Genomic DNA, 25,661 nt, shown 5'->3' with positions numbered 1-25,661 from the left:
CGCCTTGATTTAGCTGACAGACCTTCAAGCCTGATTGAGCAGATCGTGCAGTTCGACGAACTGCTGGGTCAGTTTGTGCCGCGCATCCAGATGGATCAGCGGCGTGCACGCCTGGTGCGACTCACGCATCTTCACCGAGCTCATCAGGTTCACCGGCAACACCGGCAATCCTTCGGCAATCAGCTCATCGAGCAACTGCTGCGGCAAAGTCGCGCGCGGCTGGAACTGGTTGACCACGATGCCTTCCACCTCCAGACCATCGTTATGGTCTTCCTTCAACTCCTCGATCTCGGCCAGCAGGCCGTACAGCGCGTTGCGCGAGAAACTGTCGCAGTCGAAGGGAATCAACACGCGGTCCGCGGCGATCAAGGCTGAAACCGTATAGAAATTCAGTGCCGGCGGAGTATCCAGGTAGATGTGGTCGTAATCTTCGGCCAGCTCGTCGAGCAGTTTGCGCAGCTTGTTGATCTTGTGCTTCTGCTCGAGTTTGGGCTGCAGCTCGGCCAGTTCGGCCGTGGCCGTGACCACATGCAGGTTGTCGAAGGGGGTTTCGTAAATATCGACCTTGCCCTTCTTGGCGAACGGCCCGGACGACAGGGTTTGCTTGAAGAAATCGGCGATGCCCATGGGAATTTCCTCGCCGGTCAGCCCAGTAAGGTAATGGGTCGAGTTGGCCTGAGCATCCAGGTCGATCAGCAGTGTGCGATAGCCCTGCGCCGCACTCACTGCCGCAAGATTGCAGGCGATACTGGACTTGCCTACGCCGCCCTTCTGGTTGAACACCACACGTCGCATCGTCGCTCTCCCTGATTTCGAATACCGCGGATTCTATGCAAAGCCCATGACAGACACGAGAAGCAGACCACAACGCCATCATCCGCCCATCAGAAGATGCTGCACAACATTTGCACAGTGCCGCGCGCATCTAGATAATGCCCGCCCGAACAAGTACCGGCACTATGCCATGGCACTGACTGACTCCATCTCTTTCAGGCGACTCGTCGTGCCGCCCAGTATGCCCGGAGTGGCGAAAAGCCTCGTGCTATGAATTTCCAGATCGAAGGATTGCGCGCCTGGGCCCCCGGCCTGGAGTCAGAGGATGATTGGCGGGCCTGGTGCAACGCCCCCACGGTCGTGCGTGACGACCAGCAGCAGCCGGACGTGAGTTTTCTGCCTGCCATGCAACGCCGCCGCCTCAGCCGACTGGCGCGCATGCTGTTCCATGTCGCCTGGCCCCTGGCCGAAGGGCAAGGCCCACTTCCCCTGGTGTTCGCCTCGCGCCACGGCGAAACGCCGCGCACGCTTGCCATTCTTACCGAACTCGCCAAAGGTGAGCCGCTGTCGCCTACCCAGTTCAGCCTCTCCGTGCACAACGCGATCATCGGCCTGTGGTCGATCCTGCGTGAGGATAGCAGCGAGATGACTGCTATGGCTGCGACAGGAGACGGTTTGGAGCAAGCCATGCTCGAGGCCGGCGGGCTACTTGCCGAGGGTGCCCCCGGCGTCTTGCTGGTCGTCGCAGAGGAATCGCCGCCCGACCTCTACACGCCCTATATAGATGACGTACCCTTTTCCTACGCGCTGGCCCTGCTGTTGAAACCGGGCGAAACCTGGACCTTGAGCCTCGCGCCCGCCGAACCTGGCTTACCTGCCGCCTGGCCACACCCCCTGAATCTGCTGCGTGCCTACCATGGCGGGCAGCGAACGCTGACTCACTACTGGAAAGACCGCCAATGGATCTGGTCACGCAACGAGGACTGAGTCCCTACAGCCCGCCGTATGCATGGAGACTCATCGCGACGGCATTGAGCTTCGCCCTCTTCGGGGTCGGCGGCGTGTTGCTGCGCGTGCTGGTTTTCCCTGTGCTTGGCTTGCTGCCTGGCGATGTCCTGCAGCGCCGCACCCGGGCGCGTGCAGTGGTCAGCTGGACCTTTCGCGTATTCGTGCAGTTCATGTTCCGCACGGGTGTACTCACCTATGAGGTGGAGGGCGCCGAACGCCTGGGCCGTCCCGGCCAGATGGTGATTGCCAATCACCCCTCGCTGATCGACGTAGTGGTGCTGATCGCCTTCATCCGCGACGCCAACTGCGTGGTCAAGCAGAGCCTGTGGGAAAACCCCTGCATGCGTGGCCCGATTCGCGCCGCTCAGTACATCAGCAACAGCGGCAGCATGGACATGCTCGACGAAGCAGCCGGCGCCCTGCAAAGCGGCGAGACCCTGATCATTTTCCCGGAAGGCACCCGCACGGTGCCCGGCACCAACCCGGAGTTTCACCGCGGCGCTGCAGCAATCGCGGTACGCGGCGCCAGCGTGGTCACCCCCGTGGTGATCAGCGTGACACCGACGACCCTGACCAAGGCCGAGCCCTGGTACAGCATTCCGTCGCGTCGTTTTCACTTTCGCCTGCGGGTCGGGGAGGATATCGACCCGCGGCAATTCACCGAGCAGGCCCCATTGCCGATTGCCTCGCGCAAGCTCAACGACCATCTGCATCAACACTTTATGAAGGAGCTCGCCTCAGATGAGCGATCTGCAACGTGAAATCAAGAACCTGATCATCGATGCCCTCGGCCTCGAGGACATGAGCGCCGACGACATTGGCGCGGAACAGACGCTGTTCGGCGAAGGCCTCGGCCTGGACTCGGTGGACGCGCTGGAGCTTGGGCTGGCGATCCAGAAGCGCTTCGGCATCAAGATCGACGCCGAAGCCAAGGACACTCGCAAGCACTTCGCCAATGTCGCGAGCCTGGCTGCGTTCGTTTCCGCCCAGCAAACCGCTTGAGGATTACTCCAGATGCAAAGCCGCGAAGAAATCTTCGTCACCCTGCGCAGCGCCCTGGTGGAGCTGTTCGAACTGGATGCCGAGCGCGTCACCCTGGAAGCCAGCCTGTATGAAGATCTGGAAATCGACAGCATCGACGCCGTCGACCTGATCGACCACATCAAGCGTCAGACCGGCCGCAAGCTCGCCGCCGAGGAATTCAAGAGCGTACGCAGCGTGGGTGACGTGGTCGATGCCGTGTACCGCCTGATCAACGAAGCGCCCCCGGCCCAAGCCTGATCAAATGGCTCGCTTGTTTGGCCTGCTACTGCTGATAGCCGGCGTGCTCTATCCCTTCGCCGTCTATTACGGCATGGAGCACTGGTCGCCACGTTTGTTCGCGGCTCTGCTGGGCGGGCTCTGGCTCGCCCGTGCGCTGACTGCCCGTCGCCGGCCAGGGGGCCTGTGGCTGGCCGCTACGGCCCTGGCGTTCTGCCTGGTGCTCGGCCTGGCGGACGAACCGGCCCTGTTGCGCTGGTACCCGGTACTGCTCAACCTGATGCTGCTGGCACTGTTCGGCCTCAGCCTGAAGTTCGGCCCGCCGCTGGTAGAGCGCCTGGCGCGCCTGCGCGAGCCTGAACTACCTGAAGTCGCAGTGCGCTATACCCGCACCGTCACCAAGGTGTGGGCGCTGTTCTTTCTCGGCAACACCTTCCTGTTGATGGCCCTCGCAGCCTGGGCGCCGCTCTCCTGGTGGACGCTGTACACCGGTTTCATCTCTTATGGCCTGATTGGCCTGCTGTTCGCTGGCGAATGGTTGATCCGCCAGCAGGTAAGGAAACACGAATGATTTGGCTGCCCCTCTCCGATCTGTTGCTGGAGGCTCAGCCCGAGCGCCAGGTGACCCTGGAGCCCGTGTTGTTTCATCCAGAGCTGCGTGAGCGCGCCTTGCGTCTGGCTGCTGCCCTGCAAACGCAAGGCGTACAACGCGTGGCGCTGTATCTGGAAGATGCTGGTGAGCTGGCCATCGCCCTGCTCGGAGCCTGGCGCGCCGGGGTGCAGGTATTGCTGCCGGCCGATGCCCAGGCGCAAACACGTCAGCGCCTGGCGGCCCAGGTCGACCTGTGGCTCGATGACCTGGCGGGGTTGGATGCAGCGCCTCTACCTGGCGCCCGCCTGCTGCCCGAGCAGTGCCGCCTGACCCTGTGCACCTCGGGCTCCAGCGGCGAACCCAAGCTGATCGACAAGAGCCTGGCGCAACTGGCCAACGAGGTCGAAGCCCTGGAGCACTTGTGGGGGCAGCACCTGGGCCAGGCTTGCGTGCTTGGTAGCGTCGCCTGCCAACATATCTATGGCCTGCTGTTCCGCCTGCTCTGGCCGCTATGCGCCGGTCGCCCGGTGCACAGCCGCGCCCTGCCATTCCCTGAAGACCTGCAGCAGGTCAGCCTCAGTCAGCCCCATTTCGTCTGGGTCGCCAGCCCGGCCCTGCTCAAGCGCATGGGCGACAACCTCGACTGGCCGGCACTGAGCCGGGTGAAGCAGGTGTTCTCTTCCGGCGGCGCCCTGCCCGCCGAAGCAGCGCAGGCCCTACATGACCGTCTGGGCCAATGGCCGACGGAAATCTATGGCAGCTCGGAAACCGGCGGTATCGGCTGGCGCCAGGGTGACACGCCTTGGCAACCGTTCACCGGCGTCGAACTGAGCCTGGATGAGGCCGGAGCCCTGCGCATCGCCTCGCCGTATTTGCCAGCCGGGCATGTCGAACAGAGCGCGGATGCCGCCGAGATCGGTGACGACGGTCGTTTCGTCCTGCGCGGACGACTGGATCGCATCGTCAAGCTGGAGGAGAAGCGCATCTCCCTGCCCATGATCGAGCAGGCACTGGTCAATCATGACTGGGTTGCCGATGCCCGCCTGGGTGTCGTTCAGGAGGGTCGCGCCTACCTCGGGGCCTTGCTGGCACTGAGCCCGACCGGCGTACACGCCCTGCGCAACCAGGGCCGTCGCACCGTGACCGATACCCTGCGCCGGCACCTGGCCGATCATTGCGAAGCCATCGCTTTGCCGCGCCGCTGGCGCCTGCTGCTGGAGCTGCCCTACAGCAGCCAGGGCAAGCTTCCGCAAAGCCAGGTCGACAGCCTGCTGAGCGCACCGAGGCCGACGCGGGTGGAGCCCGTCAGCGCCGAAGAGCGCGACGGCGAATGGCTGCTGCAGTTGCAGGTACCGCTTGACCTCGCCCACTTCACCGGCCATTTCCCACAGACCCCAGTGCTGCCTGGAGTGGTGCAGGTGGACTGGGCGCAACAACTGGCACGCCAGTTGATCCCTCATCTGCCGCCACGCTTCGCCGGTATGGAAGTGCTCAAGTTCCAGCAACTGGTGCGCCCCGGCGACACCCTGCAACTGACCCTGCGCTTCGACAGCGAACGCGGCAAACTCTATTTCGCCTATCACAATGGCGAAGCGGCCTGTTCTTCTGGTCGTATCCTGCTGGAGCCGGCCCATGGCTGAGTCAGGCTTCAAGCCCTGCGCGGTGATCCCGGTCTACAACCACGAGCGGCCGTTACCCGGTGTGGTCAGCGAACTGCGCCGCGCCGATCTCCCCTGCGTACTGGTTGACGATGGTTCCAGCGCCAGCTGCGCGGCCGTCATGGACGATCTGGCGCAGCAGCCCGGCGTCCATCTGCTGCGCCTGCCCAGCAATCTGGGCAAGGGCGGCGCGGTGATGGCCGGTCTACGCGAAGCGGCGCGCCTCAGTTACAGCCATGCGCTGCAGGTCGATGCTGACGGCCAGCATGACCTGAGCAGAATCGATGATTTCCTCGACACCGCTCGAGCGCATCCAGAGGCAATGGTCTGCGGCTACCCGCAATACGATGCGAGCGTGCCCAGGTCGCGCCTCTATGCACGCTACCTGACCCACGTGTGGGTCTGGATCAACTGCCTGTCGTTGCAGGTTCGCGACTCGATGTGCGGCTTCCGCGTCTATCCGCTGCCGCCCACCCTGGCACTGCTCGACACGGTGAAACTCGGCCGGCGCATGGATTTCGACACCGAGATTCTGGTACGCATGGCCTGGCGCGAGCAGCCGATGCACTGGCTGCCGACCCGCGTGCATTACCCGGCCGACGGCCTTTCGCACTTTCGCCTGTGGCACGACAACCTGTTGATCTCCGGCATGCATGCGCGATTGTTCTTCGGCATGCTGCTGCGCGCACCGCGAATTCTATGGCGCAGGCTGGCCACATGAGCACTGCCGAGCACCACGACCACTGGGCCCGACAGAAGGAGCGCGGCAGTTTTCTGCTGATGCGCTTCACCATCACGGCTGCGCGCCTGCTCGGCCGTCGCCCCCTGGTGCCACTGTTGTACCTGATCGTCCTGTACTTCTACATCTTCGGCCGCAGCGCACGCACCAGCATCCATCAGTACCAAGACAACCTGGCCGCCTGGAGCGCACGCCCCGACTTGCGCCCGAGCCGAGGCTCGGTGCTGCGACAGTTCTTCGCTTTCGCCGACAGCCTGCTGGACAAGCTCGATGTCTGGAACGGCCGCTTGCCGCTACAGGAACTGCAACTGGTCGATCCCGACAATCTGCGTGAACGCCTGCACGGCGATCGCCGTGGCCGCCTGCTGGTAGGTGCGCACCTGGGTAACCTGGAGGTGTGCCGAGCCTTGGCCGAGCTCGGCGAACAGGTGCGCATGAACGTGCTGGTGCACACCAAGCATGCCGAGCGCTTCAACCGGTTGCTGGGCGAGTCCGGCGCCAGCCATCTGCGCCTGATCCAGGTCAGCGAACTGGACCCGGCGATCATGCTGCAACTGGCCGAACGCCTGGAGCGCGGAGAATGGCTGGCCATCGCCGGTGATCGCGTGCCCCTGCATGGCGGGCGCCGCGTGGTGGTCGACTTTCTCGGCCTACCGGCCGCCTTTCCCCAAGGCCCCTGGCTGCTGGCCGGCCTGCTGCATTGCCCGGTCGAGCTGATCCACTGCCTGAAAATCGATGGCCGCTACCAGGTACGCCTGGAGCACTTCGCCGACGCGGTGACCTGGAAGCGCAACGAGCGCGATCAGGTGATCCGTGATTGGGCACAACGCTATGCGCAACGCCTGGGTGAACACTGCCTGGACGCCCCCCAACAATGGTTCAACTTCTACCCTTTCTGGAAGCGAGATGACGACATACCAGCCTGAGCCGGTGATCTTCGGCGAGCGCCCGCTGAACATCGAGAACATCGTAGCCCTGTCGCAGCGCCAGGCCCGCGCCCAATTGCAGGACGATGCGGCCTATCGTGAAAAAATCGCCAAGGGCGCGCGCTTTCTCGACACCCTGCTGGACAAGGAAGGCGTGATCTATGGAGTCACCACCGGCTACGGCGACTCCTGCGTGGTAGCCGTGCCATTGCATCAGGTCGAGGCGCTGCCCCAACACCTGTTCACCTTCCACGGTTGCGGCCTGGGCAAGCTGCTCGACGCCCCCAGCACCCGTGCGGTGCTCGCCGCCCGCTTGCAGTCCCTGTGCCACGGTGTGTCCGGGGTACGAGTGGAACTGCTGGAGCGTATCCAGGCGTTCATCGACCATGACGTGCTGCCCTTGATCCCGGAAGAAGGCTCGGTCGGCGCCAGCGGCGACCTCACGCCGCTGTCCTACGTCGCCGCCACCCTCAGCGGTGAACGCGAGGTGCTGTACAAGGGTGAACGTCGCAGCGCCGCCGAGGTGCATGAAGAACTCGGCTGGACGCCACTGACCCTGCGCCCGAAGGAAGCCCTGGCGCTGATGAACGGCACCGCGGTGATGACCGCCCTGGCCTGCCTGGCCTACGCCCGCGCCGACTACCTGCTGAAGCTGGCGACGCGCATCACCGCGCTCAACGTGATCGCCCTGGAAGGCAATCCGGAGCACTTCGACGAGCGCCTGTTCGCCGCCAAGCCGCACCCGGGCCAGACCCAGGTCGCCGCCTGGATTCGCCAGGATCTGGCCGTCGAAGCGCCACTGCCGCCGCTACATCGCCTGCAGGATCGCTATTCGATCCGTTGCGCGCCACATGTGCTTGGCGTGCTGGCCGATAGCCTGGGCCTGCTGCGCCAGTTCATCGAGATCGAACTCAACAGCGCCAACGACAATCCGTTGTTCGACGCCGAGACCGAGCGCACCCTGCACGGCGGCCACTTCTACGGCGGGCATATCGCCTTCGCCATGGACAGCCTGAAGAACCTGGTCGGCAACGTCGCCGACCTGCTCGACCGCCAGCTCGCTCTGCTGGTCGACACTCGCTACAACCACGGTCTGCCGAGCAACCTGTCCGGCGCACCGGTCGAGACGGCGATGATCAACCACGGTTTCAAAGCCGTGCAGATCGGCGCCAGCGCCTGGACTGCCGAAGCACTGAAGAACACCCTGCCGGCCAGCGTGTTCTCGCGCTCCACCGAGTGCCACAACCAGGACAAGGTGAGCATGGGCACCATCGCCGCACGCGATGCCCTGCGCAGCCTGGAGCTGACCGAACAGGTCGCCGCTGCCACGCTGCTGGCCGCTAACCAGGGCGTCTGGCTGCGCGAGCAGGCAGGCAAGCAGGACATCCCCGCGCCACTGGCGGCCATGCGCGAGCAACTGGCCAGCGATTTCCCGCCGGTGATCGAAGACCGCGCCCTGGAAGGCGAACTGCGCCTGTGCCTGGAGCGTATCCGCACTCAGCACTGGAGGCTGTATGCGTAGCAAGGGCGTATTGCAGGCGCAGATCGAACTGCAGGTGCAGTTCTATGACGTCGACATGATGGAAATCGTCTGGCACGGCCATTACGTCAAATACTTCGAGCAGGCGCGCTGCGCCCTGCTCGATAAGCTCGACCACAACTACCGGCAGATGCGCGACTCCGGCTACGCCTGGCCGGTGATCGACCTGCAGGTACGCTATGTGCGCGGCGCCCAGTTCGGCCAGCGCATCATCGTGCGCGCCGACCTGGTGGAATGGGAAAGCCGCCTGAAGATCAACTACCTGATCAGCGATGCTGAGACCGGCGAACGCATGACCCGCGGCAGCACCGTGCAGGTCGCCGTGGAGATCGCCACGCGAGAAATGCAGTTCGCCTCGCCCCAGGTGTTCATCGATGCCGTACAGAGGGCCATCGCGTGAAACGCTTTCTCGGTGCGGCTCTTGGCCTGTTTCTGAGCGCCGCAGCCCAGCTGGCGCTGGCCTTCGATCTCGACCAGCTCAGCGAACAGCTCGGCAAACCCGAGGTGGTGCGCGGCAGCTTCATTCAGGAGAAGCACCTGCGCGCCCTGCCGCAACCGTTGACCAGCCGCGGCACCTTCGTGCTGGCCAAGGACTACGGGCTGCTCTGGCTGCTCGAACGGCCTTTGCAGCAGGACTACCGTATCGATGACCAGGGCATTGCCCGGCGTGCCGAGCAGGGCTGGCAGTTCGTCGCCCAGCAGAGCGCCACGGCCCAGCAGAACCGCCTGTTCCTCGCCGTTCTGAAAGGTGACAGCAGCGGCCTGCGTCAGGACTTCGACCTCAGCCTGAGCGGCAGCGCTGACAACTGGCAGCTCGATCTGACGCCCCGCAGTGTGCTGCTCAAGCAGGTATTCAAGGCCATCGTGATCAGCGGCGGCGCGCTGGTGCAGCGTATCGAACTGCAGGAAACCCAGGGCGACAGCACCGTGCTGCGCCTTGAGGACAACCGGGCCGGTCAATCCCTGAGCGACAGGGAGCGACATGACTTCCAGAGTTGAATACTGGGGTTCACGGCTCTTTCCGCTCGCCCTGCTCCTGCTTCTTGCCGTCGCCGCCTGGCAGTGGCGCGGTGGTGCGCCCATCTCGGCCAACCTGCTGGAGCTGGTGCCCAGCGGCAAGCCGGACGCCCTCGAAGAGCTGGCCGTGCAACGCATGCAGGAGCCGCTGAACCGCGAACTGCTGATACTGATCAGCCACCCGCAACGCGAGCAGGCCTTGGCGCTGGCTGCGCAACTGGGCGCACGCTGGCAGCAACAGACGCTGTTCGAGAAGGTGCAGTGGGACCCGCAAGCCGACCTGAACAACATCAGACAGCAATTGCAGGATCAGCGCCTGGCGCTGCTGCCAGCGGCCGATCGCCAGTTGCTGATCGACAATCCTGCGGCGTTCGTGGCCAGGCGCACGCAGGATCTGTTCGACCCGTTCCGCAGCCAGGGCGTGGTCGCCACCAACGACGACCTGCTCGGCCTGAGCATGCTGGCCGAGAAGAACCTCCCGCATCATCACAATATTCAGGTCGATCTCAGCGGCGCGCTGATCGCCGAAAACGATGGAACCACCTGGGCGCTGCTGCGTGCCCGAACTAATGCCGACGCCTTCGATGGCAACCTGGCGCTGGCCGTCGATGATCTGGTCGCTCAGGCACGCGACGAAGTCGAGGCGCACGGCGGCCAGTTGCTTGCCAGCAGCGGCCTGCTCTATTCCGCCCATGGCCAGCGCCAGGCCACTCGCGAGATCAGCCTGATGGGCGGCATCGCCAGTGCCGGCGCCCTGCTGCTGATGCTGCTGGTGTTTCGCCGGGTACGCGTACTGCTGGCGTTCGTTCCCGCCGCCATCGGCGTATTGGCAGGGCTCACGGCGTGCGTGGCGGTATTCGGCCATGTGCACGTGATGACACTGGTGCTCGGCGCCAGCCTGATCGGCGTGGCCATCGACTATCCGCTGCACCTGCTGTCGAAAAGCTGGACTTTGCAGCCCTGGGATAGCTGGCGAGCCCTGCGCGCCACGCTGCTCGGCCTGACCCTCGGCCTGCTGACCAATGTCATCGGTTATCTGGCCCTGGCCTTCACACCCTTCCCGGCGCTCAAGCAGGTGGCGATATTTTCTGCTGCCGGTCTGCTCGGTGCCTATCTGAGTACCCTGTTCCTGCTGCCAACCCTATTGGGCAAGACTGCGATCCGCCCGTGGCACCCACCCCACACCCTGGCGCAGCGTCTGCTCGACTGGCGGGAAGCCTTGCTCCGCCGCCTGTCGACACCCTGGCTGCTGTTGATCTTCGCTTTGTTCTGCGCGGGCGGCCTGCTGCAACTCTCGCACAAGGACGACCTGCGCCAGTGGGCCAGCGTGCCACCACAATTGCTGGAGCAGTCGAAAGCCATCAGCCAGATCGTCGGCGCCCAGCCTACCAGCCAGTTCTTTCTGGTGCGCGGGGACGACGAAGAGCAATTGCTGCAACGCCAGCAACTGCTGAGCCAGCGCATGGACAAGCTGGTTGAACAAGGCCAACTGAAGAGCTATCTGGCGTTGAGCCAAGTGATCGCCCCACTCACACAGCAGGAAAAACTTCGCCAGGCCGTGGCACAGCTGCCGCAACACAGCGCCGCGCTTACCGAGCTGGGCATTCCCCTCGCCGCCATCGAGCAAGAGGCGCGGCAGCTACAAGCGCTGCCGTTGTTGAATATCCAACAGGTGCTCACCGAACCGCTCGGTGAACCCTGGCGACCGCTCTGGCTGGGCCGAACAGCCAACGGTCAGGTCGCCGGCTTGATCAGCTTGCAGGGGCTGAGCAACAGCGACCTGCTCGCGGCGCAGGCCGAAGAACTGGAGGGCGTGAAGCTGGTCGACCGCCTTGGTGAGCTCAACCGCCTGTTCGCTGCTACGCAGGTCAGCGCCGCCGAACTCAAGCTGGCCTCATGCCTGCTGATCTTCGCCGTGCTGTGCATTTCCTTCGGCACACGCGGCGCAGCACGCATATTGGCGGTATCGCTGCTGGCCGCACTGGCAAGCCTGGCCAGCCTCGGCTGGCTCGGCCAGCCGCTGACGCTGTTCAGCCTGTTCGGTCTGCTGCTGGTCACGGCCATCGGCGTGGATTACGCCATTCTGATCCGTGAGCAGGTAGGCGGCGCGGCCACCAGCCTGCTCGGCACACTGCTGTCAGCGCTGACCACCTGGCTGTCGTTCGGCCTGCTGGCCGTATCGAGCACCCCGGCGGTGAGCAACTTCGGCCTGACCATCAGCATCGGCCTGGCCTTCAGCTTTTTGCTCGCGCCCTGGGCAACTGATGCGCAGGCAAGGGAGCAGCAACCGTGACCGTCGCTCTGTTCTGGCTATTGGCCCTGGCCCTCTACGCGATGGTTAGCGTCATCGGCGGGCGGCGCCTGATTCCCATCGTCGGCCAATTGCTGGTGGCCGCACTGGCCATCCCGGCGCTGCTGTTGCTGTGGGCCGAGCCGCACTGGCAATTGAGCGCCACCGACCTGCTCGCACCAGGCTGGCTGGAGCCTGCCTACGGTCTGTGCTTTGCGCTGCTACTCGGCTATATCCTCAGCGACGTGATCGATCTCGACCTCAGCCCGGCGTGCGTGAAGATCGCCCTGCCCAGTTTCCTCGTACCGATGCTCGCAGGCCTGGCCTGTTCGCTCTGGTTACTGCCCGGCGAGCGCGGCTGGCTGAGTGCAGTCGGCATCGGCCTGCTGTTCTCCATTACCGCCATTCCCGTGCTCTACCTGTTTCTGCAGAGCATCGGCTACCCGGCTGCCGACAGCAAACGCCTGCTGCATGCGGCAATCCTGATGGATTTCATGTGCTGGAGTCTGTTCGGCCTGGCCCAGGGCAGCAGCCAGCCAGCAACGCTGCTATGGCCCTTGTTGGCGGCATTGCTGCCCCTGTTGCTGCGTGCCGCCAGGCTGCGTCATCCGTCGTTCTACAGCCTGCCGTTCTTCGCCTTGATGCTGGCGTTGCAGCAGCTTGAACTGAATGCGCTGGTGTTCGGTATCGGCTACATGCTGTGTCTGGGTTACCTGCGCCAGCCCTTCGTCCTGCCACTGGCGGAGCGTCACTGGAAACGCGCGATGAATGGGCTCGCAGTCCCACTGATCCTTACCTATGGCGTGCTGCGCGTCGATTTCCATGGCCTGGATCAACACCTGTCCTGGTTGGTACTGGGTACCCTGCTGGCGCTGCCGGTCATCAGCAAGGTGCTTGGCAGCTGGCTGGGCCTACATTGGGCAGACCCGGCCGCGTCGGCACGGATCAAGTGGCGCGAAAGCCTGCTGCTGAACATCCGTGGCCTGACCGAAATCGTGTTCCTCAACCTGCTCCTGCAGCTCCAGCTGATTGATTCAACGGTGTACTTCGGCCTGCTGCTGATGAGTCTATTCTCTACTCTGCTGCCTGCCCTGCTGGGCCGGCATGCGGCCAATCATGAAGCGAAAGCCCGCTATGAAATCTCCTGAACTCGAACAACGCCAGATCGTCGTCATCGGTGCCGGCCCGTCCGGCGCCATCGCAGCCGCCATCCTCAAACGCAAGGGTCATGACGTACTGGTGCTGGAGCGCCAGCGCTTCCCACGCTTTTCCATCGGCGAGAGTCTGCTGTCGCACTGCCTGGACTTCGTCGAAGAAGCCGGCATGCTTGAGGCCGTGCAGGCCGCTGGTTTCCAGACCAAGCACGGTGCTGCGTTCGCCTGGGGTGAGCGTTACACCAGCTTCGACTTCCGCGACAAATTCACCGAGGGCAAGGGTTCGACCTATCAGGTCATCCGCGCCGACTTCGACAAGTTGCTGGCCGACGAAGCCGAGCGCCAGGGTGTGGAGATCCGCTACGAGGAAGAAATCTTCGCCGCCGACTTCAGTGGTGATTGTCCGCGCCTGTCGGTACGCCGCCTGGCCGATGGTTTCGAATACCAGGTCGAGTGCGCCTTCGTCCTCGACGGCAGTGGTTATGGCCGCGTGCTGCCGCGCCTGCTCGATCTCGACACGCCGTCGGCCTTCCCGGTCCGCCGTGCTGTGTTCACCCATATCGAGGATCGCATCGACCCGGCCTCGGGCTTCAACCGCGAGATGATCCTCATCACCACTCACCCGACTCTGCGCGACGTGTGGTTCTGGACCATTCCATTCAGCAACGGCCGTTGCTCGCTGGGCGTGGTCGCCGCGGCCGAGCACTACGAGAACTCCCCGAAGGATCTCGATGCCTGTCTCAAGCAGTTCGTTGCCGAAACACCATCGCTGAGCAAGGTGCTCGGCAATGCCGTGTGGGATACCCCGGCGCGCGAGATCAACGGTTACTCGGCCAACGTCAAGAGCCTGCACGGCCCAGGCTTCGCCCTGCTGGGCAACGCTGCCGAATTCCTCGACCCGGTATTCAGCTCGGGCGTGACCATCGCCATGCGTTCGGCGAGCATGGCCGCCGGGCTGTTGCATCGCCAGCTGGGTGGCGAAACGGTGGACTGGGAAAACGAGTTCGCCATCCCGCTCAAGCGTGGCGTGGATACCTTCCGCGTTTACGTCGAAGGCTGGTACGAGGGTTCCTTCCAGGACGTGATCTACTACGAGAACGCCTCGCCGGAGATTCGCCGCATGATCAGCTCGATCCTTGCCGGCTACGCCTGGGACGGTAAGAATCCCTACGTGTCCGAACCACGCCGCCGCCTGCGAGTTCTCGCAGAGCTCTGTTCCCAAGCCTGACAAGGATCGTCGATGAGCAGCCTGCGCCCCGTCTCGCCCACCTACGTCGAAGAAACCCGCTTCGGCTTCTGGTTCCTGCAGAGCCATGTCTGGCAACACCATGTACTGCGGGTCGCGATCAACGACCTGGTGCGCCTGATCGGCGAACCATTGCCGCACGCGCCCGTGCTGCTGGATGCGGGTTGTGGCCAGGGGCGCTCCTTCGGCCTGCTCGACGCAGCCTTCGCACCGGTGCGGATGATCGGCCTTGACGCTGACCCACACAGCCTCGAATGCTCGCGCCGCGAGGCCGAGCGCCTGGGCCTCGACGTCGAGCTGATCGCCAGCGACTGCGCCGCCATCGACCTGCCCGACGCCAGCGTCGACCTGTTGTTCTGCCACCAGACGCTGCATCACCTGGTGGAACAGGAGAAAGCCCTCGCCGAGTTCTGGCGCGTGCTGAAACCGGGTGGCCGATTGCTGCTGGCCGAGTCGACCAAGTACTACATCGACACCTGGGTGATCCGCTGGCTGTTCCGTCACCCGATGCACGTACAACGCAGCGCCGAGCAGTACCTGCAAATGCTCAGCGCGCAGGGTTTCCAGTTCGAAGAGAGCAGTGTTTCGTACCCCTATCTGTGGTGGAGCCGCTCCAAGGACTTCGGCCTGCTGGAGCGCTGGGGACTGATGCGACCAAAGCCGGTCGGCCAACGCGACGAAACGCTGCTAAACGTAGTGGCGCGCAAACCGTGATGCCACGCATACTCCTGATCGTCGCCAGCCTGTTGCTGGGCGCCTGCGCCGCACATACTCCCGTGCCGCAGACGCCACCAGCACTGGTCGCGCCCTTGCCGCTCAGCCTGCAGATCCAGCGTGAGCAGGCACAGGTGCGACAGGACTGGCTGCTGGTGATCCAGCGCGAGGGTTCGGCCCTGCGCTGGTCACTGATGGATCCGCTCGGCATACCACAGGCGCGTCAGCTACTGGACGCCGGGCACTGGCGTAACGACGGCCTGTTGCCACCCAATACCGAAGCGCGAGAACTGTTCGCTGCGCTGCTGTTTGCCCTGACCCGAGGCGACGCGCTGCAGGCCTACCCGGCCGGCAGCTGGCAACAGGTGCGCGATGACCAACGCCGCCTTGCGCCGGACTGGACCGTCGACTACCACGGCCCACTGAATTTCACCCTTGGCAAGACCGGCCTGAACTACCGGATACATGCACTGAACCTGGAAGAAAGCGATTGATGTCCCGTGCCCCTACCCCCGGCTACCTCAATGCACTCGGCGTGATCTGCGCCCTGGGCGAAGGCAAGCAGGCCGTTGCCGATGCGCTGTTCGCCGGCGATACCTCGGGCATGCGTGCCGAAGACGGCTGGGTCAGTGAACGCTGCCTGACAGTCGGTGCCGTGCATGCCGATCTGCCAGCCATGCCGACCGGTTTCGAGCGCTCGCACAGTCGCAACAACCAACTGCTACTTGCAGCCGCGCTGCAGATCGAGCCCGAACTGCGCGCGGCCATCGCCCGCCATGGTGCTCACCGCGTCGGCCTGGTGCTGGGTACGAGCACCTCGGGCATTCGCGAAGCGGGCGAGCATATCGGGCGCCAGCTCGACGATGGCGCGCTGCCAGCCGAGTACGACTACATCCAGCAGGAGATGGCCGCGCCAGCGAACTTCCTGGCGGACTGGCTGAAACTGACTGGCCCGGTCTACTGCCAGTCCACCGCCTGCACCTCCAGCGCCCGCGCCCTGCTCAGCGCCCAGCGCCTGCTGCGCATGGGCCTGTGCGACGCGGTGATCTGCGGTGGCGTCGACAGCCTGTGCCGCCTGACCCTTAATGGGTTCTCATCGCTGGAGGCGGTTTCCGCCGAGCCCTGCAATCCGTTCTCGGCAAATCGCAACGGCATCAATATCGGCGAAGCGGCGGCCCTGTTCCTGATGACGCGCGAGGCTGCGCCCATCGCCTTCTTCGGCGGTGGCGCCACGTCCGATGCCCACCATATTTCCGCCCCGCATCCAGAAGGGGTCGGCGCCCGAGCCGCCATGGAGAAGGCCCTGGCCAGCGCCGGCCTGACGCCGGATCGGATCGACTACCTAAACCTGCACGGCACTGCCACCCGCCACAACGACGCGATGGAGAGCAAAGCGGTGCACGCCCTGTTCCCCAATGGCCTGCCCTGCTCGTCGAGCAAGCCCATGACCGGCCACACCCTGGGCGCCGCAGGTGCACTGGAGGCGGCCTTCTGCTGGCTGACGCTGAGCGAGTACAACCGTGACGGACTGCTGCCACCGCACCTCTGGGACGGACAGCGCGATCCCGAACTGGCACCGATCGAGCTCGTCCAAGCCGGTGCCCAGCTTCCGCGCAAACAGGGCCGCCATCTGATGAGCAACTCCTTCGCCTTTGGCGGCAACAATGTCGCCCTAATTCTGGGGGATGCGCCATGAAACTCTGGCCCGTCGCCGAACTGGTGCCCCATGCCGGCAACATGGTGCTGCTCGACGAAGTGCTGAGCTGCGATACGGAAGCGATCGAGGTGCGCCTCGTGGTGCGTCCAGATGGCCTGCTCAGCGATGCCGACGGCAATCTGCCAGCCTGGACCGGTATCGAGCTGATGGCGCAGGCCATCGCCGCCTTCGCCGGCATCCAGGCCAGACGCGCAGGCCTGCCGGTGGAACTGGGATTCCTGCTTGGCACACGCAAGTACGCCTGCAACGTCGAGTACTTTCCAGCCGGCAGCGAACTGCGCATCCGCGCCCTGTGCTCGCTGCAGGACGACAACGGCATGGGCGTGTTCGAATGCCACCTGCAAGGCCCCGACATCCAGGCCGAAGCCCGCCTCAATGTGTTCCGCCCGCCACAACCGGCGGTCTATTTACAAGAGCCACAAGAATCGCAAGAACAATCCCATGACTGAAACTACTTCCGCCGCCACCGTACTGGTCACCGGCTCCAGCCGTGGCATCGGCCGCGCCATCGCCCTGCGCCTGGCGCGTTCGGGCCATGACATCGTCCTGCACTGCCGCTCGCGCCGCGATGAGGCCGAAGCCGTACAGGCGCAGATCGCCGAACTGGGCCGCCAGGCGCGCATCCTGCAATTCGACGTGTCCGACCGCGCAGCCTGCCGCGAAGCGCTGGAAGCCGATATCGAGGCCCATGGTGCCTACTACGGCGTGGTATGCAACGCCGGCCTAACCCGCGATGGCGCCTTCCCGGCGCTCTCCGAAGACGACTGGGATCAGGTGCTGCGTACCAACCTGGACGGTTTCTACAACGTACTGCACCCACTGACCATGCCGATGATCCGCCGTCGCGCGCCAGGCCGTATCGTCTGCATCACCTCGGTGTCGGGGCTGGTCGGCAACCGCGGTCAGGTCAACTACAGCGCCTCCAAGGCCGGCGTGATCGGCGCCGCCAAGGCCCTGGCGATCGAACTGGCCAAGCGCAAGATCACCGTGAACTGCGTGGCGCCCGGCCTGATCGACACCGAGATTCTCGACGAGCTGGTGCCGGTGGAGGAAATTCTCAAGATGATTCCGGCAGCGCGCATGGGCACCCCGGAGGAAGTCGCCGCTGCAGTGAACTTCCTGATGTCCAGCGAGGCGGCGTACATTACCCGCCAGGTTCTCGCAGTGAATGGCGGTCTGTGCTGATGAAACGTGTAGTAGTTACCGGCATGGCCGGCATCACCTCGCTGGGCAGCGACTGGCCAACCATCTCGGCCGCGTTCAAGGCCGGGAAGAGTGGTATCCGGCGCATGGATGAGTGGGATCGTTTCACCGAGCTCAATACCCGTCTGGGTGGGCCGGTGGACGACTTCGTCCAGCCCAAGCACTGGAATCGCAAGCAGACCCGCAGCATGGGCCGGGTATCCAAGCTGGCGGTGTTCGCCGCCGAGCGCGCGCTGGAACACGCCGGCCTGCTCGGCGATCCGTGCATCGCCGACGGGCGCATGGGCGTGGCCTGCGGCTCGTCCACCGGCAGCACCGAGGAGGTCAAGGCCTTCGGCAACATGCTGCTGAACTCGGTGGCCGACGGCCTCAACGCCAACTCCTACATCCGCATGATGCCGCACACCACCGCGGCCAACATCAGCATCTTCTTCGGTCTCAAGGGCCGCCTGATCCCGACCTCTAGCGCCTGCACCAGCGGCAGCCAGGGCATCGGCTATGCCTACGAGGCGATCAAGTTCGGCCGCCTGAAGATGATGCTCGCCGGTGGCGCCGAAGAGCTGTGCCCGACCGAGGCCATGGTCTTCGATGCGCTCTACGCCACCAGTCTGAAGAACGACGCCCCGCACACCAGCCCACGCCCCTACGACAGCAGCCGCGACGGCCTGGTGATCGGCGAAGGCGCCGGCATCCTTGTGCTCGAAGAGCTGGAACACGCCCTCGCCCGTGGCGCCACCATCCATGCCGAGATCGTCGGTTTCGGCTGCAACTCCGATGGCCAGCACGCCACCAAGCCGGTTCAGGAAACCATGCGCGGAGCGATGCAGCTGGCGCTCGATGACGCCGGCCTGGAACCTTCCGCCATCGGTTACGTCAACGGCCATGGCACCGCGACCGAGCAGGGCGACGTGGCCGAAACCCTGGCCACCAGCAGCCTGTTCGGCCCGCGCATGCCCATCAGCTCGCAGAAAAGTTATTTCGGCCACACATTGGGCGCCTGCGGCGCACTGGAGTCCTGGTTCAGCATCGAGATGATGAACTCGGACAGTTACGTGCACACCCACAACCTGGATGCCATCGATCCGGCTTGTGGCGAGCTGGACTACCTGCGCGGCGAGTTCCGCCAGATGAGCCACGAGTACGTGATGAACAACAACTTCGCCTTCGGTGGCGTGAACACCTCGCTGATCTTCAAGCGCTGGCACTGATCTTCAACTGACAAGGAACACGGATGATGTCTCGTTTCACTCGCTTTGGTCTTATTCTCGCCCTGCTGCTCGGCGTCGCGGCCTGTACGTCGAAACCGGTGATGAACATTGAGAACCGCACACCAGTGGTTGCGGTTCGAAGCGAGGATGATATGCGCCGGGCCATTCTCGCCGCGCTGCAGAGCCGCCAGTGGACGGTCGAGCGTGCCGACCGCGGCAACATCATGGCGATGATCCAGCGCCGCAGCCACCAGGCCGAGATCACCATTCCCTACAGTGCATCGAGCTACTCGATTCGTTATCGCGATAGCCAGAACCTCGGCTACAAGAACGGCAAGATCCACCGCAATTACAACAAGTGGATTCATAATCTGGATCGCAGCATCCAGCAGGAACTGAACAGGGCTTCCTTCTAAAAGGTGCCAGGTAGGTAAAGGCCTGTTCGACCAGACAGGCCTACGCGCTGCAGACGTTGAACGAGCTTTTACATACAGTGATATTCAAGGAGATAACCATGAAAGCAAAAATCTGGACCACTGCCGCACTTCTGTCCGTCGCCCTGCTACCCGGCCTCAGCCAGGCGCGCGATACCGCACACTTCCTCGACTTCCAGTCGGTGGTCAACGAAGCGACCCAGGCTGGCCGTCTCGACGGTTCGGTGAAGTTCTACCTGAACAAGACCCCGGCCGGTGCTCAGATCATCAACGCCAATGTCACCACCAGCCAGAAGACCAACGCCTTCAACAAGACCGATGAAGCAGCCTGCAGCTGGGCACTGCAATCGGCGCTGATCAAACTGCAGAACTCGGCCAAGGCCGCAGGCGCCAATGCCGTGGTCGACTTGGCCAGCAACTACAAGAACAAGGAATACCGCGACGACAGCAAATACGAGTGCCATGCCGGCGCCATCATGGCCGGTGTCGCTCTCAAGGCTAAATACGCCAAGGTGAAGTAATCGCTCACCAGTAGCCAAGGCCACCTCACGGTGGCCTTTGTTTATCCAAGGAAGACCATTGCCCATGCTGCCCGTTCGTTTCTCTTTGCCATTACTTGCCGCCGCCATTCTGGTCGGCTGCACCTCCACGCATGTCACGCCACTGCAAAGCGCAGCGGACCAGATGTGCATCGAGGAGAACCCAAAGGTTCAAGTCAGTGATTTCGTACCGGTGCTGCAAGAGGGATTCGCCCGGCATGGCATCCAGACACAGCTGTACGCGAGAATTCCCCAAGAGCGATGCCCCTATGTGGTGACCTACACAGCCCGCCGTTCATGGGACATGGCGCCGTATCTTTCCACCGCTGAAATCACCATTCTCGGGCCACGTCGTCAAACCCTGGCGAAGGCCAACTACCACCTACGCGGCAAAGGCGGTTTGTCGCTGATGAAATGGCAGGGAACCAAGAGCAAGATCGACCCGGTCATCGATGAGTTACTGGCGAATGCACAACTGAGCGCTACCGTACCCACTGCGACGCAACACGAAAACACTCCGGCGATACGTAGTAAAAGCCTGGATGAGAAGATACGCGAGCTGCAACAGCAGCAGCTCGGCTATGAAGACTATCAGCGTGCTTACCGGAAACTTCTGCTGGAAAATCAGGCTCCAGACTGATCCCGCTCAGAACACGTACGGCACGAACATACGTGTACGTGCCATATAGTCGCGATAGGCATCACCGAAATAGGCCAGGCACTCGCGCTCCTCGCAGCGCGCCGAGCACCACAGCAGCACACTGGAGAGCAGCGCCAGCAGCAGGATCAGGATGTCCACACGCTTGAAGGCTATTCCCCACGCCAGCAACAGCAACGAGCAGTACATGGGATGCCGGATGTAGTGGAAGATGCCGCCCGTCACCAACTGCGAGGTACGTTCGAAGGCGAACAGCTCCTCATCCTGGCGCTGTGCTCCGGCGTTGCCGAAGCGGCGCATCTGGTAAATCCCGGCGAACAGCACCAGCAGCGAAAGGCTGAGCAGAACCCAGGCTATGCGCTGGTTCCATTCGCCCCGGTCACCAAACCAGGACTCAGCGTTGAGCACCAGCATCACCGCCATCGCCTCCCAAGCCAGGAAACGGTAGAACCCGTGGCTACGCGGATTGCCCAGCGTACGCCAGGAAATTCCCACCAGCACCGCGCTGATCGTCCCAAAAGCCAGCCACTGCCAGATCGTCACGCCATCCTCCCTCTGTCCTCGCCTCTGTTACACTGCGTCGCCCAAATTTCCTGACCGCCCGCCATGGATCGCACCCAACTGCACACACTGCTGCCGCACCAGGGCGATGCTCTCTGGCTGGATGCATTGGTCGATCACGATGCCGAAAGCATCCAAGGCCTCAGCGCCTGGCATCATCTCGACAAGCTCGGCGACGATGCCTCGCCTTGCCTGCTGTTCGAAGCCGCAGCCCAGCTTTGCGCGGCACATGGTGCCCTATACGGTGAAGCGGATGCCATCGAAATGGCCCTGGTCGGCAAACTTTCTCAGCTCCACCTGCACCCGGTCACAGCGCGCGAAGAACCGCTGTTGATCAGTGCACGGCAGGAAGCGCTGAGCCCGGCCGGCGCGCTCTACGCTTTCGCCATCCAGGCCGGCAGCCAGGCACTGCTGGATGGCAAACTGCTGCTGGTACTCGTCCGTGCTTGAGCTACGCGGCGTCAGTTTCCGCTACCCGGGCGCAGACACCTTCGCCCTGCATGGTATCGATCTGCAATTGCAGGAAGGCCAGTGCCTGGGCCTGCTCGGCAGCAACGGTGCTGGCAAGACCACGCTGCTCGCCCTGCTCAGCGATACCCTGGCCGTGCAGCAGGGTGAAATTCGCTGGGACGGGCCGCGCAGCCTTGGCCTAGTGCCGCAACAACTGGCGTTCTACGCCGAGCTGACGGTGGCCGAGAACCTTGCGCTGTTCGCCGATCTCTACCGCCTGCACGGTGCCCAGCGCCGCCAGCGTCTGGAGTTGTGCATCGCCAGCAGCGCCCTCGAAGACAAGCTACAACGCCGCGCCGCGCGCCTTTCCGGCGGCGAGCAACGGCGACTGAATTTCGCCATCGGTCTGCTGCAACCTGCGCGCCTATATCTATTCGATGAAGCCACCGTCGGTGTCGACGCCGGCAGCCGGCAGTTGCTGCTGGATGCCGTCGCGCGACTGACCGACGAGGGCCATGGCGCGATCTACACCAGCCACTACTTGGACGAGGTGGAGCGGGTTGCCGGACGCATCCTGCTGCTGCACGAAGGCCGGGTGCGCCTCGACGTTGATAAACAGCAACTGCTCGATGGCGGACACGGGCTGCTGCTGGAATGGCCAGAACAGGTTCCCGAAGGTTTTGAGGCACTGCTTGGCCAACTGCAACTAAACGCCGATGCGCTACCCACTGGCCTACGCATCGACAATCTGGACAGCCAGCAATTACTGGCAATCACTCAGTTCATCGCCGCGCAGCCGACTCCGCCGAGCCTGTTACGCTTCGGCCGCCCCTCGCTGGAGCAGCTCTACCTGAGCCTCAATGGAGGCCGCCTGTGAGCCCATTACTGGCGCTGGTACGCAAGGAATGCCTGCTGCTGCTGCGCGACCCGCATGCACTGGCCGTGCTGTTCATCATGCCGATCCTGTTTCTCGTGCTGATGGCCGCCGCGCTGTCCAACTACCTGCGTGACCAGCCGCCGCCCTTGAGCCTGGTGCTGGAGATCGAGCAAGGCAGCGAAGCCAGCGCGTTCTTCCAGCACGCGCTGCAGGAACAGTTACCGGGCAGCCACCTGCTCGCCAGCAGCGAAGAACCCTTGCCACGCATCAGCCTGGCCAGGAACTTTTCCGAGACCTTGCTGGAAACGCCTCACATCGGCCCCACGCTGAGCTTTCCCCCGCGCATCGATGGGCAGACGCGCCAACGCCTGCGCGCAGCGCTGAACATCGCCCTGGCGCAGACTCGCCTGCTGGCCTACCTGGAAGACAGCGACGCGCTGGACGCAGGCATGAGCACCGAACAACGCTGGCAACTGATCAGCCAGCGCACCCAGAGCGAGATCAGCGAACAACAGATGCTGGCCAGCGGCGAACTCAGCGGCAAGGCCAACGCCAGTCAGTTGAGCGTACCGGCCTGGCTGATCTTCGGCATGTTCTTCGTCGCCTTGCCGATGGCTGGCGGCTTCCAGCGTGAACAGCAGAGCGGCGCCCTGCTGCGCTTTCGCGCGCAGGGCCTGAGCCCCACTATCCTGGTGCTGAGCAAACTGCTGCCTTATCTGGCGATCAACCTGCTGCAGTTCGCCCTGTTGCTGGCCATTGGCGCATACGTGCTACCGCTGCTCGGCTTGAGCGGCCTGAGCCTGCCGGGCTCGCCACTGGCCTACGTGCTGCTGGCGCTGAGCCTGAGCCTGGCCGCCTGCAGCCTGGGTCTGCTGCTGGCCGCCCTGGCGCGTAGCGGCGAACAGGCGTTGCTGCTCGGCGGCGGTCTCAATATCATCCTTGCCGCCATTGGCGGCATCATGGTGCCCAAGAGCGTGATGCCCGAGGCCATGAGCCAACTGGCGGAAATCTCACCGATGAGCTGGGCGCTGGACGCCTTCCTGACCCTGCTGGTGGGCCAGGGCAGCCTGGCCGATATCGCCCCTGACTGTGCCCGCCTTCTGCTGTTCGCCCTGGTGCTGGGCGGCGGCGGGCTTTACCTGTTCCGCAGACGAGTGCAGCAAACGCAATGGACGACACATTACTAGAACAAGAACTCAAGCAATTGCTGATCCGTGAATGCGACAAGGAAGACGACATCGACTGGCAGAGCATCGCCGATGACGAGCCGTTGTTCGGTCAGCAAAGTCGTATCGCCATGGACAGCCTCGATGCCCTGCAGGTCTCCCTGGCACTGCAGCAGCACTATGGCGTGCGCATCGAAGGGGCCAAGGATGGGCGGCGTATTCTCAACAGCATCGCCAGCATCGCGGCCTTCATCAGGCAGAAAAAGTGACGCCCATCTATCTCCAGCGCGGCGCCCTGCACAGTGCCCTTGGCACCGACCTGCACGCCGCCAGCGCAGCCCTGCAAGCCGGCCAACTGCCTGTGCCGAGCTCGTTCCAGCTGCATGAACTGCAGCAACCGCGCCCCTACCTGGCCGTAAGCCGCAGCGGTGAAAGCCGCCAGCAGCGCTGCGACCGACTGCTCGGCGAGACCCTGGGCGAACAGCCAGGTGCGCTGGATGACTGCCTGTTGATCATCGCCAGCACCAGCCTGGATATCGACGACCTCGAACTACTGATCGCCGCAGAAGGCGGCTTTCGCCCAGAACATTCGACCTCACTCGACCTGCTGGCCGAAGACCTGCGCCAACGCTGGGGTTTCGCTGACGCGTTCACCCTCAATACCGCCTGCACCAGCGCCGCCAACGGCCTGCTGTATGGCGCACGGATACTCGCCGCCGGCCTCTACGAACGCGTGCTGGTACTGGCCTTCGAAACACCCAGCGCCATTGCCCAGCAAGGCTTCGGCGCCCTCGACCTGACCAGCCCGAGCGGCGCCTACCGCCCCTTCCATCCGGAGCGCGATGGCCTGATTCTCGGTGAGGCCTATGCCGCTACCCTGCTCTCGCGCGAACCGGGTACGGCGCCCCTGGCTAAGCTGCTCGGCGGCTTCAGCGCCTGTGACACCAGCAACCTGACCACCACCCGCGAAGACGGCAGCCATATCGACTGGGTGATGCGAGAGGCCCTGCGTAGCGCTGGCGTCGACGCCGGGCAGATCGGCCTGGTGAAACTGCACGGCACCGCCACTGGTGCCAACGACCGTGCCGAGAGCAATGGCGTGCGCCTGCTGTTCGGCGACGCGTTGCCACCGTTGTGCGTGCTCAAACCCTGGCTCGGCCATACCCTGGGGGCCTGCGGCCTCAGCGAGACCCTGCTGATGATGGGGAACCTCGCCAACCTGCCAGGCCTGGACTATGCAGCCGAAGCCCTGCTGCCGCTCAGCGCAGAGCCAACCTGCGTGGCAGCGGACAGCCTGCTGCTGGCCAACTTCTTCGGTTTCGGTGGCAACAACGCCAGCCTGGTACTGCAACGCTGCGCGGAGAGCCAGGAATGAAGCCAGTCATCGCTGCCTGCAGCGTTCGCGGGGATGCGAGCTGCTCCGACAAGGAGCTCAAGGCCGCCCTGGGCCAATGGCTGGCCGCGCCGCCACGACGTATCGACCGCATGATCCTGCAAGCACTGCTGTGCAGCGCGCCACTCAAGGCGCAGGTACGTAGCGACTGCGGCCTCTATCTGGCCTCACGCCACCCGGCCCGCGCCACCATGGGCGCGCTGCTCGACGCCGTTTGCGTGCATCGGCGCCAGCCCAAGCCCTTCGAGTTCGTCAACAGCGTCAGCAATGCGGCAGGCTTCCACGTCGCCGCCCAACTGGGACTGGAAGGGCCGAACCTGTTTATCGGTGCCGGCACCAATGTATGGCAACAGCTACAGATGCTGGCCGCTCTGGACCTGGCCGATGCCGCAATCAGCCAGGCGTTGCTGGTGGTAATCGACGAGGACGGGGATTTCCAGGCGCAGGCGGTGTTGATCGAGGCACCCACGAAAGTGCAGGATTTTGCCGAGCTGACGGCAGGCATCGAAGTCCTACACCTACAGGCTTGTTGATGTC

31 protein-coding genes are annotated in these 25,661 nt (G+C 63.8%); 29 read left to right on the top strand and 2 right to left on the bottom strand.

All coding sequences use genetic code 11. The features are described 5' to 3' along the window. Positions 1-24: 24 nt before the first annotated feature. Positions 25-795, bottom strand: coding sequence for a ParA family protein (locus CXP40_RS11210; protein WP_106733761.1), 771 nt, complete (start codon positions 793-795; stop codon positions 25-27). 249 nt (positions 796-1,044) lie between these two features. Here CXP40_RS11210 and CXP40_RS11205 point away from each other — a divergent pair, with 249 nt between their 5' ends. From CXP40_RS11205 to CXP40_RS11095, 23 genes are all read left to right on the top strand, one after another. Beyond that, the gene (locus tag CXP40_RS11205) at positions 1,045-1,761 is read left to right on the top strand and encodes a beta-ketoacyl synthase chain length factor (protein WP_106733760.1); all 717 of its coding nucleotides are present in this window, start codon (positions 1,045-1,047) and stop codon (positions 1,759-1,761) included. A 44-nt stretch (positions 1,762-1,805) separates the two neighbouring features. Beyond that, on the top strand, positions 1,806-2,543 hold the full coding sequence (locus CXP40_RS11200; RefSeq protein WP_013713774.1) for a 1-acyl-sn-glycerol-3-phosphate acyltransferase: 738 nt from the start codon (positions 1,806-1,808) through the stop codon (positions 2,541-2,543). Then, positions 2,524-2,784, top strand: a complete 261-nt coding sequence (locus tag CXP40_RS11195; RefSeq protein WP_013713773.1) for a phosphopantetheine-binding protein — start codon at positions 2,524-2,526, stop codon at positions 2,782-2,784. The genes CXP40_RS11200 and CXP40_RS11195 overlap by 20 nt, the downstream gene beginning before the upstream one ends. 12 nt (positions 2,785-2,796) lie before the next feature. After that, the gene (locus CXP40_RS11190) at positions 2,797-3,063 is read left to right on the top strand and encodes an acyl carrier protein (protein WP_017363360.1); all 267 of its coding nucleotides are present in this window, start codon (positions 2,797-2,799) and stop codon (positions 3,061-3,063) included. A gap of 4 nt (positions 3,064-3,067) precedes the next feature. Beyond that, complete coding sequence (locus tag CXP40_RS11185; RefSeq protein WP_106733759.1) at positions 3,068-3,613, top strand: hypothetical protein; 546 nt, start codon at positions 3,068-3,070, stop codon at positions 3,611-3,613. Further along, positions 3,610-5,274 carry an acyl-CoA synthetase family protein gene (locus CXP40_RS11180; RefSeq protein ID WP_106733758.1) on the top strand — a complete coding sequence of 555 codons (1,665 nt, stop codon included), beginning with the start codon at positions 3,610-3,612 and terminating at the stop codon, positions 5,272-5,274. Before CXP40_RS11185 ends, CXP40_RS11180 begins: the two co-directional genes overlap by 4 nt. After that, positions 5,267-6,013: a glycosyltransferase family 2 protein gene (locus tag CXP40_RS11175; RefSeq protein WP_106733757.1), complete on the top strand. Its 747-nt coding sequence runs from the start codon at positions 5,267-5,269 to the stop codon at positions 6,011-6,013. Before CXP40_RS11180 ends, CXP40_RS11175 begins: the two co-directional genes overlap by 8 nt. Beyond that, on the top strand, positions 6,010-6,957 hold the full coding sequence (locus tag CXP40_RS11170) for a glycosyl transferase (protein WP_371916947.1): 948 nt from the start codon (positions 6,010-6,012) through the stop codon (positions 6,955-6,957). The genes CXP40_RS11175 and CXP40_RS11170 overlap by 4 nt, the downstream gene beginning before the upstream one ends. Beyond that, positions 6,938-8,479 carry a histidine ammonia-lyase gene (gene hutH, locus CXP40_RS11165; protein WP_106733755.1) on the top strand — a complete coding sequence of 514 codons (1,542 nt, stop codon included), beginning with the start codon at positions 6,938-6,940 and terminating at the stop codon, positions 8,477-8,479. The genes CXP40_RS11170 and hutH overlap by 20 nt, the downstream gene beginning before the upstream one ends. Beyond that, entirely contained in the window at positions 8,472-8,897 is a 426-nt protein-coding gene (locus CXP40_RS11160) for a thioesterase family protein (protein WP_013713766.1), read from the top strand. The genes hutH and CXP40_RS11160 overlap by 8 nt, the downstream gene beginning before the upstream one ends. Further along, a complete protein-coding gene (locus CXP40_RS11155; RefSeq protein WP_106733754.1) occupies positions 8,894-9,496 on the top strand; it encodes an outer membrane lipoprotein carrier protein LolA in 603 nt (200 codons plus the stop codon). The genes CXP40_RS11160 and CXP40_RS11155 overlap by 4 nt, the downstream gene beginning before the upstream one ends. Further along, complete coding sequence (locus tag CXP40_RS11150; RefSeq protein WP_106733753.1) at positions 9,480-11,807, top strand: MMPL family transporter; 2,328 nt, start codon at positions 9,480-9,482, stop codon at positions 11,805-11,807. Before CXP40_RS11155 ends, CXP40_RS11150 begins: the two co-directional genes overlap by 17 nt. Then, the gene (locus CXP40_RS11145) at positions 11,804-12,952 is read left to right on the top strand and encodes a sodium:proton antiporter (RefSeq protein WP_106733752.1); all 1,149 of its coding nucleotides are present in this window, start codon (positions 11,804-11,806) and stop codon (positions 12,950-12,952) included. The genes CXP40_RS11150 and CXP40_RS11145 overlap by 4 nt, the downstream gene beginning before the upstream one ends. After that, positions 12,939-14,186 carry an NAD(P)/FAD-dependent oxidoreductase gene (locus tag CXP40_RS11140; protein WP_106733751.1) on the top strand — a complete coding sequence of 416 codons (1,248 nt, stop codon included), beginning with the start codon at positions 12,939-12,941 and terminating at the stop codon, positions 14,184-14,186. The genes CXP40_RS11145 and CXP40_RS11140 overlap by 14 nt, the downstream gene beginning before the upstream one ends. 12 nt (positions 14,187-14,198) lie before the next feature. Continuing rightward, positions 14,199-14,918, top strand: a complete 720-nt coding sequence (locus CXP40_RS11135; protein ID WP_177429653.1) for a class I SAM-dependent methyltransferase — start codon at positions 14,199-14,201, stop codon at positions 14,916-14,918. Further along, entirely contained in the window at positions 14,918-15,412 is a 495-nt protein-coding gene (locus tag CXP40_RS11130; RefSeq protein WP_106733750.1) for a hypothetical protein, read from the top strand. Before CXP40_RS11135 ends, CXP40_RS11130 begins: the two co-directional genes overlap by 1 nt. Beyond that, positions 15,412-16,614, top strand: coding sequence for a beta-ketoacyl-[acyl-carrier-protein] synthase family protein (locus CXP40_RS11125; protein ID WP_106733749.1), 1,203 nt, complete (start codon positions 15,412-15,414; stop codon positions 16,612-16,614). Before CXP40_RS11130 ends, CXP40_RS11125 begins: the two co-directional genes overlap by 1 nt. Further along, a complete protein-coding gene (locus tag CXP40_RS11120; RefSeq protein ID WP_041976427.1) occupies positions 16,611-17,084 on the top strand; it encodes a hotdog family protein in 474 nt (157 codons plus the stop codon). Before CXP40_RS11125 ends, CXP40_RS11120 begins: the two co-directional genes overlap by 4 nt. After that, positions 17,077-17,820 carry a 3-oxoacyl-ACP reductase FabG gene (gene fabG / locus CXP40_RS11115; protein ID WP_106733748.1) on the top strand — a complete coding sequence of 248 codons (744 nt, stop codon included), beginning with the start codon at positions 17,077-17,079 and terminating at the stop codon, positions 17,818-17,820. Before CXP40_RS11120 ends, fabG begins: the two co-directional genes overlap by 8 nt. Beyond that, positions 17,820-19,046, top strand: a complete 1,227-nt coding sequence (locus tag CXP40_RS11110; RefSeq protein WP_106733747.1) for a beta-ketoacyl-ACP synthase — start codon at positions 17,820-17,822, stop codon at positions 19,044-19,046. Before fabG ends, CXP40_RS11110 begins: the two co-directional genes overlap by 1 nt. 26 nt (positions 19,047-19,072) lie before the next feature. Continuing rightward, entirely contained in the window at positions 19,073-19,462 is a 390-nt protein-coding gene (locus tag CXP40_RS11105) for a hypothetical protein (protein ID WP_026042191.1), read from the top strand. Between the two features lie 98 nt (positions 19,463-19,560). Continuing rightward, positions 19,561-20,001, top strand: coding sequence for a hypothetical protein (locus CXP40_RS11100; RefSeq protein WP_017363378.1), 441 nt, complete (start codon positions 19,561-19,563; stop codon positions 19,999-20,001). Positions 20,002-20,065: 64 nt separating this feature from the next. Then, positions 20,066-20,659, top strand: coding sequence for an Sbal_3080 family lipoprotein (locus tag CXP40_RS11095; RefSeq protein WP_106733746.1), 594 nt, complete (start codon positions 20,066-20,068; stop codon positions 20,657-20,659). A 6-nt stretch (positions 20,660-20,665) separates the two neighbouring features. On the opposite strand, the gene CXP40_RS11090 is transcribed toward CXP40_RS11095, so the two are convergent. After that, positions 20,666-21,220 (bottom strand): isoprenylcysteine carboxylmethyltransferase family protein, encoded by a 555-nt coding sequence (locus CXP40_RS11090; RefSeq protein ID WP_106733745.1) that lies wholly within the window; start codon positions 21,218-21,220, stop codon positions 20,666-20,668. A 63-nt stretch (positions 21,221-21,283) separates the two neighbouring features. Between CXP40_RS11090 and CXP40_RS11085 the strand changes: the two genes are divergently transcribed. Genes CXP40_RS11085 through CXP40_RS11060 form a run of 6 tightly spaced genes read left to right on the top strand, consistent with a single transcriptional unit; the run spans position 21,284 to position 25,657 of the window. Continuing rightward, the gene (locus CXP40_RS11085) at positions 21,284-21,688 is read left to right on the top strand and encodes a beta-hydroxyacyl-ACP dehydratase (RefSeq protein ID WP_013713751.1); all 405 of its coding nucleotides are present in this window, start codon (positions 21,284-21,286) and stop codon (positions 21,686-21,688) included. Next, entirely contained in the window at positions 21,681-22,565 is an 885-nt protein-coding gene (locus CXP40_RS11080; RefSeq protein WP_106733744.1) for an ABC transporter ATP-binding protein, read from the top strand. Before CXP40_RS11085 ends, CXP40_RS11080 begins: the two co-directional genes overlap by 8 nt. Beyond that, positions 22,562-23,752 carry an ABC transporter permease gene (locus CXP40_RS11075; RefSeq protein ID WP_106733743.1) on the top strand — a complete coding sequence of 397 codons (1,191 nt, stop codon included), beginning with the start codon at positions 22,562-22,564 and terminating at the stop codon, positions 23,750-23,752. The genes CXP40_RS11080 and CXP40_RS11075 overlap by 4 nt, the downstream gene beginning before the upstream one ends. Continuing rightward, positions 23,734-24,000, top strand: a complete 267-nt coding sequence (locus CXP40_RS11070) for an acyl carrier protein (RefSeq protein ID WP_074676408.1) — start codon at positions 23,734-23,736, stop codon at positions 23,998-24,000. The genes CXP40_RS11075 and CXP40_RS11070 overlap by 19 nt, the downstream gene beginning before the upstream one ends. Then, positions 23,997-25,106 (top strand): beta-ketoacyl synthase N-terminal-like domain-containing protein, encoded by a 1,110-nt coding sequence (locus CXP40_RS11065; RefSeq protein ID WP_106733742.1) that lies wholly within the window; start codon positions 23,997-23,999, stop codon positions 25,104-25,106. The genes CXP40_RS11070 and CXP40_RS11065 overlap by 4 nt, the downstream gene beginning before the upstream one ends. Further along, positions 25,103-25,657, top strand: a complete 555-nt coding sequence (locus tag CXP40_RS11060) for a hypothetical protein (protein WP_106733741.1) — start codon at positions 25,103-25,105, stop codon at positions 25,655-25,657. Before CXP40_RS11065 ends, CXP40_RS11060 begins: the two co-directional genes overlap by 4 nt. Positions 25,658-25,661: the final 4 nt, after the last annotated feature.

The organism is Pseudomonas sp. YY-1, from assembly GCF_002843095.1.
In the GTDB taxonomy this organism is placed as follows: Bacteria; Pseudomonadota; Gammaproteobacteria; order Pseudomonadales; family Pseudomonadaceae; genus Aquipseudomonas; species Aquipseudomonas sediminis_A.
This window is presented reverse-complemented; position numbering and strand designations above follow the sequence as displayed.

What these genes read in the sequence shown, in the direction of transcription:
- CXP40_RS11210 (WP_106733761.1), bottom strand. Translation starts at nt 795, where the DNA reads ATGCGACGTGTGGTGTTCAACCAGAAGGGCGGCGTAGGCAAGTCCAGT.
- CXP40_RS11205 (WP_106733760.1), top strand. Translation starts at nt 1,045, where the DNA reads ATGAATTTCCAGATCGAAGGATTGCGCGCCTGGGCCCCCGGCCTGGAG.
- CXP40_RS11195 (WP_013713773.1), top strand. Translation starts at nt 2,524, where the DNA reads ATGAGCGATCTGCAACGTGAAATCAAGAACCTGATCATCGATGCCCTC.
- CXP40_RS11190 (WP_017363360.1), top strand. Translation starts at nt 2,797, where the DNA reads ATGCAAAGCCGCGAAGAAATCTTCGTCACCCTGCGCAGCGCCCTGGTG.
- CXP40_RS11185 (WP_106733759.1), top strand. Translation starts at nt 3,068, where the DNA reads ATGGCTCGCTTGTTTGGCCTGCTACTGCTGATAGCCGGCGTGCTCTAT.
- CXP40_RS11180 (WP_106733758.1), top strand. Translation starts at nt 3,610, where the DNA reads ATGATTTGGCTGCCCCTCTCCGATCTGTTGCTGGAGGCTCAGCCCGAG.
- CXP40_RS11175 (WP_106733757.1), top strand. Translation starts at nt 5,267, where the DNA reads ATGGCTGAGTCAGGCTTCAAGCCCTGCGCGGTGATCCCGGTCTACAAC.
- CXP40_RS11170 (WP_371916947.1), top strand. Translation starts at nt 6,010, where the DNA reads ATGAGCACTGCCGAGCACCACGACCACTGGGCCCGACAGAAGGAGCGC.
- hutH (WP_106733755.1), top strand. Translation starts at nt 6,938, where the DNA reads ATGACGACATACCAGCCTGAGCCGGTGATCTTCGGCGAGCGCCCGCTG.
- CXP40_RS11160 (WP_013713766.1), top strand. Translation starts at nt 8,472, where the DNA reads ATGCGTAGCAAGGGCGTATTGCAGGCGCAGATCGAACTGCAGGTGCAG.
- CXP40_RS11150 (WP_106733753.1), top strand. Translation starts at nt 9,480, where the DNA reads ATGACTTCCAGAGTTGAATACTGGGGTTCACGGCTCTTTCCGCTCGCC.
- CXP40_RS11140 (WP_106733751.1), top strand. Translation starts at nt 12,939, where the DNA reads ATGAAATCTCCTGAACTCGAACAACGCCAGATCGTCGTCATCGGTGCC.
- CXP40_RS11135 (WP_177429653.1), top strand. Translation starts at nt 14,199, where the DNA reads ATGAGCAGCCTGCGCCCCGTCTCGCCCACCTACGTCGAAGAAACCCGC.
- CXP40_RS11130 (WP_106733750.1), top strand. Translation starts at nt 14,918, where the DNA reads ATGCCACGCATACTCCTGATCGTCGCCAGCCTGTTGCTGGGCGCCTGC.
- CXP40_RS11125 (WP_106733749.1), top strand. Translation starts at nt 15,412, where the DNA reads ATGTCCCGTGCCCCTACCCCCGGCTACCTCAATGCACTCGGCGTGATC.
- CXP40_RS11120 (WP_041976427.1), top strand. Translation starts at nt 16,611, where the DNA reads ATGAAACTCTGGCCCGTCGCCGAACTGGTGCCCCATGCCGGCAACATG.
- fabG (WP_106733748.1), top strand. Translation starts at nt 17,077, where the DNA reads ATGACTGAAACTACTTCCGCCGCCACCGTACTGGTCACCGGCTCCAGC.
- CXP40_RS11110 (WP_106733747.1), top strand. Translation starts at nt 17,820, where the DNA reads ATGAAACGTGTAGTAGTTACCGGCATGGCCGGCATCACCTCGCTGGGC.
- CXP40_RS11105 (WP_026042191.1), top strand. Translation starts at nt 19,073, where the DNA reads ATGTCTCGTTTCACTCGCTTTGGTCTTATTCTCGCCCTGCTGCTCGGC.
- CXP40_RS11100 (WP_017363378.1), top strand. Translation starts at nt 19,561, where the DNA reads ATGAAAGCAAAAATCTGGACCACTGCCGCACTTCTGTCCGTCGCCCTG.
- CXP40_RS11095 (WP_106733746.1), top strand. Translation starts at nt 20,066, where the DNA reads ATGCTGCCCGTTCGTTTCTCTTTGCCATTACTTGCCGCCGCCATTCTG.
- CXP40_RS11085 (WP_013713751.1), top strand. Translation starts at nt 21,284, where the DNA reads ATGGATCGCACCCAACTGCACACACTGCTGCCGCACCAGGGCGATGCT.
- CXP40_RS11070 (WP_074676408.1), top strand. Translation starts at nt 23,734, where the DNA reads ATGGACGACACATTACTAGAACAAGAACTCAAGCAATTGCTGATCCGT.
- CXP40_RS11060 (WP_106733741.1), top strand. Translation starts at nt 25,103, where the DNA reads ATGAAGCCAGTCATCGCTGCCTGCAGCGTTCGCGGGGATGCGAGCTGC.